This is a genomic window from Pseudoalteromonas sp. SR43-5, assembly GCF_014163835.1.
In the GTDB taxonomy this organism is placed as follows: Bacteria; Pseudomonadota; Gammaproteobacteria; order Enterobacterales; family Alteromonadaceae; genus Pseudoalteromonas; species Pseudoalteromonas distincta.
In genome coordinates this window covers 1-15,494 of the sequence record NZ_JACJEA010000026.1, presented here as the reverse complement: position 1 = coordinate 15,494, position 15,494 = coordinate 1, and the positions used below count along the sequence as shown (strand labels likewise).

General features: G+C 39.4%; 12 protein-coding genes. 9 read left to right on the top strand and 3 right to left on the bottom strand.

All coding sequences use genetic code 11. The features are described from left to right. The first annotated feature begins 2 nt into the window (after positions 1-2). From pgl to H5090_RS15075, 6 genes are all read left to right on the top strand, one after another. The gene (pgl, locus tag H5090_RS15100) at positions 3-713 is read left to right on the top strand and encodes a 6-phosphogluconolactonase (RefSeq protein WP_182693523.1); all 711 of its coding nucleotides are present in this window, start codon (positions 3-5) and stop codon (positions 711-713) included. A gap of 336 nt (positions 714-1,049) precedes the next feature. Next, a complete protein-coding gene (locus H5090_RS15095; RefSeq protein WP_024597622.1) occupies positions 1,050-1,754 on the top strand; it encodes a SapC family protein in 705 nt (234 codons plus the stop codon). A 127-nt stretch (positions 1,755-1,881) separates the two neighbouring features. Next, the gene (locus tag H5090_RS15090) at positions 1,882-2,913 is read left to right on the top strand and encodes an isoaspartyl peptidase/L-asparaginase family protein (RefSeq protein WP_029752414.1); all 1,032 of its coding nucleotides are present in this window, start codon (positions 1,882-1,884) and stop codon (positions 2,911-2,913) included. 194 nt (positions 2,914-3,107) lie between these two features. Further along, positions 3,108-6,995, top strand: a complete 3,888-nt coding sequence (gene hrpA, locus H5090_RS15085; RefSeq protein WP_182696113.1) for an ATP-dependent RNA helicase HrpA — start codon at positions 3,108-3,110, stop codon at positions 6,993-6,995. A 75-nt stretch (positions 6,996-7,070) separates the two neighbouring features. Beyond that, entirely contained in the window at positions 7,071-7,451 is a 381-nt protein-coding gene (locus H5090_RS15080) for a PleD family two-component system response regulator (RefSeq protein WP_024597850.1), read from the top strand. A 9-nt stretch (positions 7,452-7,460) separates the two neighbouring features. After that, positions 7,461-7,757, top strand: a complete 297-nt coding sequence (locus H5090_RS15075; RefSeq protein WP_149602406.1) for a PilZ domain-containing protein — start codon at positions 7,461-7,463, stop codon at positions 7,755-7,757. Between the two features lie 30 nt (positions 7,758-7,787). On the opposite strand, the gene H5090_RS15070 is transcribed toward H5090_RS15075, so the two are convergent. After that, positions 7,788-8,978, bottom strand: a complete 1,191-nt coding sequence (locus H5090_RS15070; protein ID WP_002961441.1) for a class I SAM-dependent methyltransferase — start codon at positions 8,976-8,978, stop codon at positions 7,788-7,790. Positions 8,979-9,118: 140 nt separating this feature from the next. Between H5090_RS15070 and H5090_RS15065 the strand changes: the two genes are divergently transcribed. Then, entirely contained in the window at positions 9,119-9,775 is a 657-nt protein-coding gene (locus H5090_RS15065; protein WP_039487345.1) for an HD domain-containing protein, read from the top strand. 1 nt (position 9,776) lies between these two features. Beyond that, entirely contained in the window at positions 9,777-10,217 is a 441-nt protein-coding gene (locus tag H5090_RS15060; protein WP_182696112.1) for a VOC family protein, read from the top strand. On the opposite strand, the gene H5090_RS15055 is transcribed toward H5090_RS15060, so the two are convergent. Then, complete coding sequence (locus H5090_RS15055) at positions 10,214-11,206, bottom strand: two-component system response regulator (RefSeq protein ID WP_002961438.1); 993 nt, start codon at positions 11,204-11,206, stop codon at positions 10,214-10,216. The two genes, H5090_RS15060 and H5090_RS15055, sit on opposite strands and share 4 nt — an antisense overlap. Positions 11,207-11,209: 3 nt before the next feature. Beyond that, a complete protein-coding gene (locus tag H5090_RS15050; RefSeq protein ID WP_182696111.1) occupies positions 11,210-14,542 on the bottom strand; it encodes an MHYT domain-containing protein in 3,333 nt (1,110 codons plus the stop codon). Positions 14,543-14,858: 316 nt separating this feature from the next. On the opposite strand from H5090_RS15050, the gene H5090_RS15045 reads away from it, so the two are divergent. Continuing rightward, positions 14,859-15,494, top strand: a 636-nt coding sequence (locus H5090_RS15045) for a M48 family metallopeptidase (RefSeq protein WP_182696110.1), incomplete at its 3' end; no start/stop codon positions are given.

Here is a 15,494-nt window from a genome sequence, read left to right as displayed (position 1 = left end):
GCATGGCAACATTAGTTGAAAAGTTTTTTGACGATAAAGACGCGTTAACAGCTGAGCTTTCTGCAACGCTTGAGCAATCATTACGTGATGGCATTAAAAACGATGGCCGTGCTGTATTAATGGTGTCGGGCGGCTCGTCTCCTGCGCCCGCTTATAAGCATTTATCAACGCTTGATTTAGATTGGCAACATGTTGATGTTGCTATGGTTGATGAGCGTTGGGTAGATCCAAACCATGAAAAAAGTAATGAAGCATTTATTAAAAGTACTTTATTACAAAATCATGGTAGTGCTGCCAACTTTATTACTATGAAGAACGCTGCAGCAACGGCTCAACAGGGCGCACAAGAGTGTGAAGCGGCTTATAGCGAGCTAAAAAGCCCATATGATGTAACTATTTTAGGTATGGGCCCAGATGGCCATACAGCGTCGTTATTCCCAAATGCAGACGGTTTAGAGCATGGTTTAACAACTGAGCAAACAGTATGTGCGATTAATGCGATACAAAGTGATGTGACGGGTAGTATTACTGAGCGAATGACATTAACTTTAAATGCCATTGCGCAATCTAAAGTGGTTAAGCTTTTAATTAGCGGTGAAGAAAAACTCGCTGTTTATAAGCAAGCAAAAGCGGGCGGCGATGTTAATGACATGCCACTTCGCGCTGTGCTTAATCACCCAAGTATAAATATTGAAGTATATTGGGCGCCTTAATTTAGATGCCAATTTAACTTTTAAAGGCCGCTTATATAAGCGGCCTTTTTTATTTGCTTAAATTTAAGCCTAAACACTGCAAAAAAATAGCTTTGAACTGTTAACCAATGTTAATGAATAACTTTGGTTTGTATTAAAATTAACCACGAAGTGTGTTGTTTTTGAACAAAATTTATGAGTTTGAGCTGTATGTTTTTTAGCAACGTTCAGATTTAGTTAAATTTTATTTTTTCATGGTTGTTGTCATAAAAGTTTCCCTTCCTTTTTTAGCTCAAAAGCATTAGCCTAAAGGCATTAACAATGAAACATATAAATTAAAATAAACGGAGCAGTAACATGGCGGAGCAACAAGTACAGCCTTTACACAACGAAAAACATGCCAACACTAAAATTCAAAACGGCATCAATGTAGAATTCATGAAAACTCAACACTTAGTGCCAGTAGTTGCACATGAGTTTGCACGTGTAGCAAACGAGTTTCCAATGTCATTCGTTAAAAATAACGAAACAGGCACTTTTCAAGCAGTTGCTATGTTTGGCTTAGAGCCAGGCGAAAACCTTTTTGTAGAAGATGGTAAATGGACTGCAGCATTTGCACCTATGGCATCTACTCGTTACCCACTGGGTTTAGTTAAACACCCAGATCAAGATCAATACGGTATCGTAATTGACGAAGCAAGTGCGCTTGTTGGTGAAGACGAAGGTAATGCATTATTTGAAAACGGCGAAGAAACAGATTACCTAAAACGTCGTAAAGAAGCGCTAGTATCATTTATTGAGTTTTCTCAAGTAACTGAAGCGTTCACTAAATTCCTTGCTGATAAAGAGCTACTAATTGCGCAAACGCTAACAGTAGACATTAAAGGCGAGAAAAAAGACATCAACGGTATTTACCTTATCGATGAGAAAAAACTAAACGAGTTAAGCGATGCTGATTTCTTAGAACTTCGTAAACGTGGTTACTTAGCACCAATTTACTCGTTCTTAACGTCTACTCACCAAGTAGCACGTTTAGCGCGTTTAAAAGCTAAACAAGCTTAATTACAAACACGTAAAATTTTAAAAAGCGCCTTAAGGCGCTTTTTTTATGCCATTAAACTCACTTTAGTTGAAATTAAGTCCGTAACCATTCACATTAGTTTATAACTTCCCCATAAAAGAACTCATTATGAAAACACCATTATTAGCGATTTTTGCGAGCAGCTTTGTTGCTTTAAGTAATAGCGCAGTAGCTGCAGAGACTCCTTTTGCCATTGCGATTCATGGTGGGGCAGGGACAATTGAAAAAGCACGATTTACACCCGCTCAAGAAAAAGAGTATCGTGCAAAATTAACGCAAGCAGTAGAGACAGGTTATAAAGTATTACACCAAGGCGGCGAAAGCTTAGATGCGGTAATTGCAGCAATTGCAGTATTAGAGCAATCCCCTTATTTTAATGCAGGGCGTGGAGCGGTATACACCTACGATGGCGGGCATGAGCTTGATGCATCCATAATGGATGGTCGAAACCGTGAAGCAGGCGCAGTTGCGGGTGTAAAGCATATTGAGAGCCCAATTAACTTAGCGCGTTTGGTAATGGATAACTCTGTACACGTAATGCTTAGTGGGCAAGGCGCTGAAGAGTTTGCTAAAGAGCAAGGTGTTGAGCTTGTCGAAAATAACTTATTTGATACCGAGCCTCGTTACAAAGCGCTTTTAAAAGCAAAACAAAAATTAGATAAAGCCAAAGCAACCAGTAAAGAGTACCAAGCCGCGCACAAAGCATTACCTAACTCTTACAAAATGGGCACGGTTGGCGCAGTGGCGCTTGATAAAAATGGTAATTTAGCGGCAGGTACATCAACAGGTGGTATGACCGCAAAACGTTATGGTCGTGTGGGGGATGCGCCGGTAATTGGGGCCGGAACATTTGCTGAAAATGAATCGTGCGCGGTATCGGCAACAGGGCATGGTGAATACTTTATTCGCTATAATGTAGCGAGCGATATATGTGCGCGAGTTAAGTACCAAGGTAAAACCATTGCTGAGGCAGGGGATGAAGTTATAAACGGTGTGCTTAAGCCTATTGGCGGCACTGGCGGCGTAATTATTATTGATACAAAGGGTAATATTAGCTTACCGTTTAATACCTCTGGCATGTATCGGGCAAGTAAATCGAATACGCAAGCGACCTACGTGGGCATTTTTAGTGACGAATAAGTCAACGTCATTTAATTTATTCAATGTAGTTAGCCCTGAAAATAATTGTTTAAAATAAATTTATTATTCACAGTTTAGTTCAATAGCAGCGTTTATATAACAAACAACCCCGCGTTATGCATTTTGTAGGATTAACCCCAGCCGTTTAATTTGATACAATTACGGCTCTTTAACTAATTTTATAAGGTATGCGGGTGGTAAACCTAGGTCAGTTGTTTGGCGAGCTAAAAACGTGCTTAAAAAAAGATCAATTCATTTTCAAAAAACGCTTACATGGCGTAAAAAAAATAACGGATGAAAACAAGCATGCCAACGCGCTTGAAAAAATAGCGGCTGATATAACCCGTAGCCAAGAATTACGCGATAAACGCTTAGCTGGCCTCCCTAAAGTGACTTACCCTGAGCAATTGCCGGTAAGTCAAAAAAAGGAATTAATTAAAGACGCCATTGCAAATAACCAAGTGGTTATTATTGCCGGTGAGACGGGCTCAGGCAAAACAACGCAAATACCTAAAATGTGTTTAGAGCTTGGTCGCGGTGTTGATGGTTTAATTGGTCATACGCAACCACGTCGATTAGCAGCGCGTACTGTGGCTAATCGTATTGCTGAAGAAATGAAGTGTGAACTTGGCCAGCAAGTTGGCTTTAAAATTCGTTTTAGCGATCAGGTATCTAATAATACGTATATTAAATTAATGACCGACGGTATTTTGCTGGCTGAAATTCAGCAAGACCGTTTTTTAAATCAATACGACACGATTATTATTGATGAAGCGCATGAGCGTAGTTTAAATATTGATTTTATTTTAGGTTACTTAAAAAACCTGCTTCCAAAGCGCCCTGATTTAAAAATAATAATTACCTCAGCGACTATTGATCCTGAGCGCTTTTCAAAGCACTTTGATGATGCGCCCATTATAGAAGTATCGGGTCGTACTTTCCCTGTTGATGTGCGCTACAACCCTATTACTGATATTAATAAAGATGATATGGAAGCGGAGGGCGATCAGCTACAAGGTATTTTTGATGCCGTTGATGAGCTGTGCGCTGAAGGCCCTGGCGATATTCTCATATTTTTAAATGGTGAGCGTGAAATACGCGATACCGCAGATGCACTTAGCAAGCGTAATTTAAAACACACCGATGTATTGCCACTTTACTCGCGTTTATCTAACGCAGAGCAAAACCGTATATTTGCGCCGCATTCTCGTCGTCATATTATTTTATCGACTAACGTAGCCGAAACGTCACTCACCGTGCCAGGTATTCGTTATGTAATAGACCCAGGTACTGCGCGTATAAGTCGCTACAGCTATCGTACAAAAGTACAGCGCTTACCAATAGAGCCTATATCGCAAGCAAGTGCTAATCAGCGTATGGGTCGTTGTGGACGTGTTGAAGCGGGTATTTGTATTAGGTTGTACTCTGAGGATGATTTTTTATCACGTCCAGAGTTTACCGACCCTGAAATACTGCGTACTAACCTTGCGTCTGTTATTTTACAAATGTTGGCGCTAGGGCTTGGTGATATGGCGCAATTTCCGTTTGTACAAGCGCCAGATAGCCGCAATATTAATGATGGCCTAACATTGCTTGAAGAGCTACAAGCGGTAAAACCAGCTAAACGCGATAGTAAAACCAGCCTAACGCAATCGGGCAGGGAGCTTAGTCGATTACCCGTTGACCCACGTTTAGCAAAAATGGTGCTAACAGCCCATAAACTTGGCGCATTGCGTGAAGTGATTATCATTGTAGCGGCGTTGTCTATTCAAGACCCACGTGAACGCCCACAAGAAAAACGTGCTGCTGCCAATGAAAAGCACGGTCGTTTTGATGATCCAGATTCTGATTTTATCGCTTTTTTAAACTTATGGAATTACTTAGAAGAGCAGCAAAGCGAGCTTACTAATAGCCAATTTAGAAAGCTGTGTCAAAAAGACTTCTTAGCCTATATGCGCCTGCGTGAATGGCAAGATATTGTTTATCAAATAAGTACTGTCTGTAACGAAATGGGCATGAAAGCAACCAGCCAAGCGGCTGATGGCGAACTTGTTCACAAAGCGTTATTAAGCGGAATGCTAAGCCATATTGGCTTTAAAGATGAAAAACAAATATACAAAGGGGCACGTAATAGTCAGTTTCATATTTTTCCAGGTTCAGGTTTATTTAAAAAGAGCCCCAAATGGATCATGTCGGCGGAGTTGGTAGAGACAAGTAAGTTATATGCCCGCACAAATGCAAAAATAGACATTAACTGGGTAGAGCCATTAGCACAGCACTTAGTAAAACGTAGTTACACTGAACCACATTGGGAGAAAAAACCAGGTGCGGTAATCGCGTTTGAGCAGCAAACTTTATATGGCTTACTTATTGTAAATAAACGCCGCTGTGTTTATAGCAACATAGACCCTAAAGTGAGTCGAGAGCTTTTTGTGCGCACTGCATTAGTTGAGCAAGAACTGGGCTTAAACGAGGGCTTTTTAGCGTTTAACCGTGAGCTAATAGAAGATATTCAAGTTCTGGAAAATAAGTCACGTCGTCGTGATATTTTAGTTGATGAGCAAACGTTATTTGAGTTTTACGATAAAAAAATACCCAAAGAAATTAATAACCGCGCTGCATTTTTAAAATGGTATAAAACACAAAAACAACAAAATAAGCATTACCTACACATGACTCGTGAAGAGCTAATGCAGCATGGTGCAAGTAATATCACTGAGTTTGACTACCCTGACACATGGCAGCAAGACAATATTATATTGCCGCTTGCTTATCATTTCGATCCAGGCCAAGCAGTTGATGGCGTTGCGGTACAAATACCGGTCGCGCTGTTGAATCAAGTGCAAGAAAGTGGTTTTGACTGGCACATACCAGCATTTAGGCATGAGCTAATAAGTGGGCTTATAAAGTCATTGCCTAAATCGCTTCGTCGTAATTTTGTGCCAGCACCAAACTATGCTGATGCAGTGCTGGCAGCTATTGAGCCAATGCAAGGGAGCTTAATTGATGCATTAACGACGCGTTTATTGAGAATGACAGGTGTGAGGGTTGATCCCGAGGCATGGGATTTAAGTGCATTAGCACCGCATTTACGATTACAGTTTGAAGTACGTGATGAACACGATAAGTTACTTGCACGAGGGCTTGATTTAGCCAAGCTCAAAGCAGAGCTGCAAGGTGAAGTAACCGAAACACTGTCTAAAGTAGCCGATAAAGGCATTGAAAAGTCAGACCTAACACAATGGGATTTTGGTGAGTTACCCGCTTCATACGTTAAAAAACAAGGTCAATATGAGATAAAAGCATACCCTGCGCTGGTGGATAAAAAATCAGCCGCTGCAGTGGAGCTTTTTGATAGCGAAGCAAAAGCGCAGCAATCACATCAACAAGGTTTGCGCCGTTTAGTACTATTAAATGTGCCATCGCCAATTAAGTACTTACAACAAAACTTACCGAATAAGGCAAAGCTGGGTTTGTACTTTAACCCATTTGGTAAAATAGCTGATTTAATTGATGACTGTATTGCCGCAGGTGTTGATAACTTATTAGTAAAACACGGTGATATACGCGACGAAAAAGCATTTGAAACAGTAAAAGAGCAAATACGCGGTGAGCTGGGCGATGCCGTTGTATCGATTGCAACGCAAGTTGAGCAAGTATTAAGTATTGCTCATGCGCTGCATAAAAAAATGAAAGGGCGCGTTGATTTAACCATGATAACTGCGCACGGCGATATTAAGTCACAGCTTGAGTCACTTATATTTAAAGGTTTTGTGAGCGCGCATGGCTCAGATAAAATAGCGGATTTAATTCGTTATTTAAAAGCGATTCAAAAACGTTTAGAAAAGCTGCCTGTGGATCCAAATCGTGATAGGTTATGCGTACTAGAGCTAGATAAAGTTGCGCAAGAGTATAAAAAAGTAGTTAATAAAACGCCAAAAGGCTTGCCTATACCACAAGAGGTAACCGCTATTTTTTGGATGCAACAGGAGCTTAGAGTGTCGTTATTTGCTCAAACACTAGGAACGCCTTACCCAATTTCAGCCAAGCGGGTACTTAATGCGATAAAAGAGATAGAATAAAACTTGCATTTTCTATTAAGCTTAGTACCTTAATAGAAGGATTTATTTTTGTTTTGAAAAGGAAGCGACATAGTTATGTCCTCATCGATTGAACATAAAACAAAGCGACTTTTAGTGGTAGATGACGAGTATTTTAATTTTGAAATGCTCAAAGCCGCACTAGCGTCGAAATTTGATGTTAGTTACGCAGATTCAGGGCAAAGCTGCCTTGCGTCAGCAATTGCGAGTCCGCCAGATATAATTTTGCTTGATGTTTGTATGCCTGGTCTTGATGGTTATGATACATGCCGAATGCTAAAGCACACACCTGAAACAAAAAATATTCCTGTTGTTATGGTATCGGGCCTAGAGTCCCCATCTGAAAAACAAGCAGGGTTTGATGCTGGTTGTAACGCGTATGTTGTAAAGCCATTTTCAGTGGGTGCTTTGTTGGAAGAAATTAACACGGTTGTTTAGAGGTAACATATGTTTACTGATGATAAGCGAAATTTTAGACGCATGCAGATTAACACTCCTGCAAATTTAACAACGATAGAACCAATAGCGGGTTTAAATTTTGCCGCAGAGTGCGTGGATTTAAGTGCAACAGGTTTATCAATTCATTTAGATGAATTGCTTGAACCTAATACCTTACTGACGGTGAACATTGATTCGACTCATCCAAGTATTGCGCCTTTAAATGCAACTGCAAAAGTAATACGTGCCAGCAAAGAAGATGATGGCACGGTAACAGCAGGTCTTGAAATCATTGAGTTTAACTAAATCGAATTCAGTTAAACTCAATAGTAGATATTAAAAAACCTTACAGATTAAGCCTTTTAAGTAAAAGCCTTCAGGGTAGCTGCCAGCAATTGGGTGATCGGCTGCCTGGTTTAATCGCTCCATTATCAGTAGGTCTTTACCTGCATCAAGTGCTGCATCGGCTACTACTTTTTGAAACAAGTTTTGTTCCATTAAACCAGAGCATGAGAATGTTAATAGTGTTCCGCCTGGTTTTAGTATTTGCATGGCAATCATGTTGATATCTTTATAGCCACGACACGCGCCCGTTAGCTGCGCTTTATTATCAGCAAATTTTGGTGGGTCCATTACGATGGTATCAAACTGTCTACCTTCGTCGCGGTATTGGCGTAATAATTTAAATACATCCTGCTTAACAAAGCTCACTTTGTTTAAATCTAAGTTATTATGCTCAACATTACGTTTTGCTGTATCTAAAGCGGGTTGCGATACATCTACGTTAGTTACATGCTCACATCCACCACGCAGGGCATACAACGAGAATGTACCTGTGTAACTAAAGCAGTTAAGGACAGTTTTACCTTTTGAGAAGCGCTCAAGTGCAGCACGGCTGTCACGCTGATCTAAGTAAAATCCTGTTTTGTGACCTTCAATTATATCAACTTCGATTTTTAAGCCGTTTTCTTCAATAAGCACAGGCTCTTTTGGTTCATTCCCCCAAAGTGCGCCTTTAATTGGTTCTAAGCCTTCTTTAGTACGTACATCTACGTCAGAACGCTCATATATGCTAGAGCCGGGGAAAATAGACATCAATGCGCCTACAATCTCGCCTTTATGGCGCTCGGCACCGGCGCTTAATAGCTGGCACACTAATACGTTGTCAAACTTATCTATTGTAACGCCTGGTAAGTAATCAGACTCAGCAGCACATAAGCGAAACCCTGTTAATCCGCCTTCTTCAATAACTTGGCTACGGGCTTCTAATGAGCGACGTAAACGGCGTTCAAAAAAGTGTTGATCGATGACTTCTTTTTCGTCAAAGCTCCAAACACGTGCACGAATTTGTGAGTGAGGGCTATACGCAGCAGTTGCTAAAAACTTACCTTCGCTGTCGTGAATCGTTACTGTGTCGCCTAATCCAGGTTTACCTTTAATTTTTTTGATGGCTTTTGAAAATAACCAAGGGTGTTTTCTTTTTAATGATTTATCGCGACCAGCTTGTAGGTAAACGGCAGATGACATAAGGCTTCTCAGTAGTAATAAATAAGCGCTGTATTTTAGTCAAGCAAGGAGCAACATACAATGAATGTTTTGCAAGGGGGGCATAAAGCACGGTAAAGTACGGATAATTCATTGATTAATTAGCTTTTTGGAACCTAACTTTGTCTGACGTCGCTTTAAGCCCTGATTTAGAAATACTTAACTCACAATGTAGAGGGTTTATCGCCTCTTTAGTGCATGCTGATGTTGCTCATGACATTACTCATATAGAGCGAGTGGTGCGTGTTGCAATACAGTTATGTAATGCGGAGCAGGCAAACATGTCAGTAGTATTACCTGCAGCGTGGATGCACGACTGTGTGGCGGTGGCTAAAAACCACCCTGATCGTGCAAAAGCCTCTACTATGGCAGCTGATAAGGCATTGGAGTTTTTAAAATCGATTAATTATGACGAGTCACTTTTTGATGAGATTCATCATGCAATTGCAGCGCATAGCTTCAGCGCAAATATAAAAATTAAAACAGTTGAAGCGCAAATAGTACAAGATGCCGACAGAATGGATGCGTTGGGCGCTATTGGCGTTAGCCGATGCATGAAAGTTGGTGGCTCAATTTCTCGGTTATTATATAACCCAAATGACCCTTTTTGTGTTGAACGCGAGGCTGATGATAAAACATACACGCTTGATCATTTTTTCATAAAGTTATTACATATTGCCGATAGTATGAATACCCCATCAGCTAAAGCAGAGGCGAATAGACGAACAAGGTATATGCATGAGTTTTTAGAGCAATTAAAGTCAGAAATTGGTGAGTAATGTGAATAATACAAGCATACCGAAATTATCTGGCATTGATCATTGCCATTTAAATGTTGATAACTTAGCTAATGCCGTTAAGTGGTATGAACGGGTTTTAGGTTTTAGCGTAGTGCCAGAGCTTACCTTTTGGAATGAGCATGGGCGAGGCCCTTTAACGCTTGAGGATGCTTGTTCAACCTCTCGTTTAGCATTGTTTGAAGGAGAGGGGCGCAGTAAAGGGATTGCATTTTTGGCCTCAGGGGATCAATTTATTCAATGGCGTATTCATCTTGAGAGTTTAAATATAAAAGTAGTTTTAGCAGATCATGGTGTAACGTTTTCTATGTACTTTAAAGATGAAAGTGGCAATAGCCATGAAATTACGTCACATGACTATCGTTATATAAAATCTTGTTACCCAAATGTTGAGCTTGGCTCTCACAGTGCTAAAAAGAATTAGCTTTCTTGATTTGCATTTTTTATAGCAATAATATCGTCTAAGTTTTTTACTAATAGCTCGATTAGAGCGGGATCGAAATGAGTTCCTGCTTGCTCTTGCATATGCAAAACTGTTTTCTCTACGCTCCAAGCCTCTTTGTAAGGGCGTTTTGAGGTAAGTGCATCAAATACGTCAGCTATAGCAACAATTCTACCTTCAACTGATATTTCTTCGCCTTTGATCCCGTTAGGATAGCCTGAGCCATCCCATTTTTCGTGGTGTTCAATTGCAAGTGTATGCGCAAGTTGTAGTAAAGGAGATGATGAGTTTGCTAAAATTTGCGCGCCAATGGTGGCGTGTTCTTTCATATGATCAAACTCTTCAGAGGTTAACTTTCCAGGTTTGAGTAGGATAGCGTCAGGAATACCTATTTTTCCTACATCGTGCATTGGGGCAGCTTGACGTAAAAGTTCTGCTCGTTGTTCATCCATACCTAGTGCTAACGCTAATACTTTACTGTATTGGCTCATGCGCACTATATGTTCACCCGTGTCGGTGTCTTTATATTCCGCTGCACGGCCTAGACGTTCTACTAAATCTACATGAGCTTGCTTTAATTGCTCTGCTTGTACTAGCGACAAGTGAGTATTAACCCTTGCTCTTACAATGGCAGGGCTTATTGGTTTAGTAATATAATCTACTGCGCCTAACTCAAAACCTTTGTATTCATCGCTTTCATCGCCAAGCGCAGTTACAAAAATAATTGGGATGTGTGATGTTTTAGGATTTCTCTTAACTATTTGGCACACTTCAAAGCCATTCATATCTGGCATCATTATGTCGAGCAAAATTAGCTTTGGTAGTTCTTTTTCAAGTAGTGCTAGTGCGGCATCACCCGATTTAGCAAACGACATACGATATTGATTACCTAACACTTCGCGCATTACTTTTAGATTTGCAGGCTCATCGTCAACAATTAATACCCGTGGCCTATCTGTCGTAAAATCCATTAATTAATACTCATTGTTTGTTAGTTTTTCAATTAAGGTTTCTAGTATTACGTGTGCTTTATCAAAATCAAATTCATCAAAGGCTTCGGCTATATCATCAACTTCATTTTGAAAGGTAGAAGGTGCGCCGCGTTGCAACTTTGCGAGTAGTTCATCATTTAATTCTGCGTTTTGCGCATCTTGATGAAGTGTTTCACACAATTGCTTAATCTCATCTATTGATAGAGTGTCTGAGCTATTATCTTCAGGCTTGCTATTTGGCTCATCGCAAGTATTTGATGACAGCAGTTGCGTTATAATAAGTAGTTCGTTTTTGATATCGTCTAAAAGACTAATAACTTTAGCATCACTTTGCTTGTGCTCTAAATCGGTTAATAACTTCATTAACGTTGTTAGCCCTAAGTTACCAGCAACACCTTTGAGTGTGTGAATGAGGCTATCGACATCTTTTATGTTTGATAATTTATCATTAAATAATCTCTCAAACCGCTTATCACTATCACTAACAAACTTAGTAATCTCTGTAAGTTGCTTACACTTAGAACCCCAAAGTGCTAATCCTTTTTCAAAATCTATATGCTGCGCTTTAGGATCGCTTTGCGATATAACCATTTCTTTTGCAATACCAAGCCCCAGCACTTGCGCTATTTCTTGGTTAAGCTGATTTATATCGACGGGTTTATTGGCAAAGCCATTCATGCCTGCTTTTTTAGCCGTAAGCTTATCTTGCTGTAATACGCTTGCTGTGAGCGCGATAATTGGCGTGTACTTAAGCTGCCTTTGGTTTTCTATTGCTCTTATTTTTTGTGCTGCTTGTATGCCATCACACAAGGGCATATGTATATCCATTAAGATGACATCAAAGTCTTGTTCTTCAAATACTTTAATCGCTTCAAGTCCGTTTGACGCTTTGGTAACTGAATGCTGATCGCGTGACAGAAGCAAAGACAGTAGTTCTGTATTTTGCTCTATATCATCAACTACTAGTACTCTAAGTGCAGGCAGTTGGGTGTGTAGACCATCAAAATAATCAATTTTAGATTCGTCACCTAAAGTAAGCGGCAATGAAAAGTAAAAACAGGTGCCTTTACCTAGCTCACTTACTAAGTTTATTGTTCCACCCATAAGCTCTACAAGTTGTTTACTTATGGTTGTACCAAGGCCTGTACCACCAAAGCGGCGAGTAGTAGTGCCATCGGCTTGTTCAAAAGGTTGAAATACAGCTTGAATACGATCTTTTGCAATACCAATTCCGGTATCTTGCACTTCAAAAAACAGATGCTGATTTTGTGTCATGCCAACGGTGACCGTAACAGAGCCTTTTTCGGTGAACTTAATCGCGTTACCAATTAGATTAGTGAGTACTTGTCTGAGTCGATCTGGGTCGCCGTAGTACGTAGAACTTACTGATTCTTTAATATGGAGTTTAAGTTCTAAATCTTTCTTTTTAGCTTCTAGCCAAAAAGTAGAAATAATACTGTCTATCACTGGTTTTAAGCTAAAGTGGACTGGCTCAATGGTGAGCTTACCGCGTTCTAGTTTTGCAGAATCAAGAATTTCATTTAACAATCTTAGCAATGAACGCGCTGCATTATTTACGGTAACCAAGTGCTTTTGTTGTTCTTGATCAAGTGGGGTGTCCATTAATAGATCGCTAAAACCTATTATAGAATTCATTGGGGTGCGTATTTCATGGCTCATATTAGCCATAAAAGATTGCTTTGCATGAGCAGCTTCTTCAGCTTTAAATTTAGCTTGCTCTAGTTTTTCTTCATATTCTTTGCGTTCAGTAATATCGACTAAAACACCATCAATCCACTTTGGGTTGCCTTGAGCATCAAAGTCGATACTCCCTTTATCTAACAACCACAAAATTTTGCCATTTCTATGTCTAATTCGGTATTCAATAGAATATTGAGACTTTGCATCAACAGCTTTAGTGACTTCATCAACTATTTGTTTTTGGTCTGATTTCAAGACCAAGTCATTAAACTCGATACAATGCTCTGTAAACTCATTTGGGTTATACCCTGTAAGCTCAATTATATTTGGACTAATAAATAACATAGTCCAGTTGTCATCAAACTTGCATCTAAACGCGACTCCGGGCATGTTATCGATAAGAGAGCGGTATTTTTGTTCTTTCTCTTCTAAACTTTGCTGCAAAGCGCGTTGTTCGGTCAAGTCGGTGATAAAGCCAACATATAAAGGGTTATGGCCCGGCTGATTTACTTCGCCTATACCTAAGCGAATAGGAAAAACATGTCCGTTCATGTGTTTTGCATATACATCACGGTTTATGCCTATTATTTTACCTAGATCAACATTGTGAGCATTTAAGAGGTATTCGTCGTGGTGCTTGGCAATGTTATCGTCCATTAGCATTTTTACGTTTTTGCCTTGAACTTGGTTTTCTTGCCAGCCAAAAATTTTACTAGCGGCTTCATTAAAACTTAAAATAATACCAGCATGGTCAATGGTAACAATGCCATCTATAGCGGTACCTAAAATAGCATTTAGACGGGATTCTTTTGCCGACTTCTCCTCAAGTAGCATGCGATAGCGAACCATACCATTTATTACACCAACCACGCTTGTAATCGCGATAGTTGCTGTGGCGACTGCAATGGCGATAAAAGTTAGTCCTGCGGTTGCATTAGCATCATCATAGATTAGTGGCGATGTAGCTACAAAACGTGTAGCGGCCATACCCATGTAGTGCATACCAGCAACAGCACACCCTAAAATAACAGCGCTAATTGAGTTATTTTGAAGAGGTGATAAAGAGGGTAAAAAACGCTCAAGATTAAAGCGACTGTAAAGGGCTATAAAGGAGAGGGCTACAGCAACAATGATTGATAACGCAAAAATCAATGGATCATATCTAAGTAAAGGAGCAAGGTCCATTGCAGCCATGCCGCTATAATGCATAGTGCCAATGCCGGCTCCTAGTAACACAGAGCAAATCGACAATACTTTTAGATTCCCTTTACTATTTACTAGCATTGATACAGCGTACTGACATGCTATAAATGCTGGTATAAAAGAAAGGAGAGTGATTGTTGGATCATAATCAATATTAGTACACAGTGAAAAGGCAAGCATACCAATAAAGTGCATACTCCAAATACCAGCCGAAAAAACAGTAGCAGCGGTCACATTTGCTAAACGTTGGTAGCTAGGAAATTGAGTTTCTTTTGCGAGCTCTATAAGCCGAATGGTGAAAAAGGCTGCAAAAATAGCAATTAGCAATGACATTGAAACTAATAGAGGATCGTAAACGCCATTAATGATTAAGCTAGGATCTTGGTCTGTGATAAAAAAAGCTGATAACATAATGGCTCAAAATATAATCTTTATTTATCAAGTTTAATCTAATTAATTAATAAATAAACTGTTAATTCAATGAAGTGATTAAAATAACGAATTTATTACTTTTAGTTTTCTTTTATTTATCAGGCATTAGTTTTTTAGTTGGTGTTTTTTATTCTAATGTATTGCCTGTCACAGGACTAAGTTAGATTTATATGGTCATATTTAAGTTTCTATCGAGTAACCTTAATAAAACTAATGAATTGGCTTAACTAAGCGAAAATTACACTTTATTTGGTTTTATTAATTGCTGGTGAATTTTCTCGTAGCAATATCATTAATGAGTATGAAAGTGTTTGAATATCAGTTAAAGAAAAGTATAAAACGTAAAACGGTTGCCATTAAAGTACATAACAAGAAGGTGACTGTATATGCCCCTCAATTTGTTAGTAATAAACACATCCAAGAATGGCTTTTTGATAAGCAGGTGTGGGTAAATGCTCAATTAACTAAACAGCACAATATTGCTGATAACAGACAGAACCCGCTCAAAGACAAACAAATTTTAATCTTTGATAGCATTATAAACATAGAATTTAAGCAAGGTACTAAGTCCGAAGTACTAAACTGTAACGACAGCTTGCTTATTACACACTCTTCGCGCGTTAAAAATACTTCGCAAAAATATCAGCAACTTCTTGAAGAATATTTAAAAGAGCAACTAACTGCATATATAGAAATGCGTTTAGCGTACTTCTGCGCACAAATGGGTGAAGAATTACCTACGAGTCTAAAAGTAGCTATTTATAAGCGAAAGTGGGGAAGTTGTAATAGTAAGCGAGAGCTAACATTTAATTTGCATTTAATCGGAGCCCCTTATCATGCTATTGATTATGTGATTGTTCACGAGTTAGCGCATTTACGTCACTTAAACCACAGCAAAGCTTTTTGGCAACACGTTGAGCATTTTTTTCCT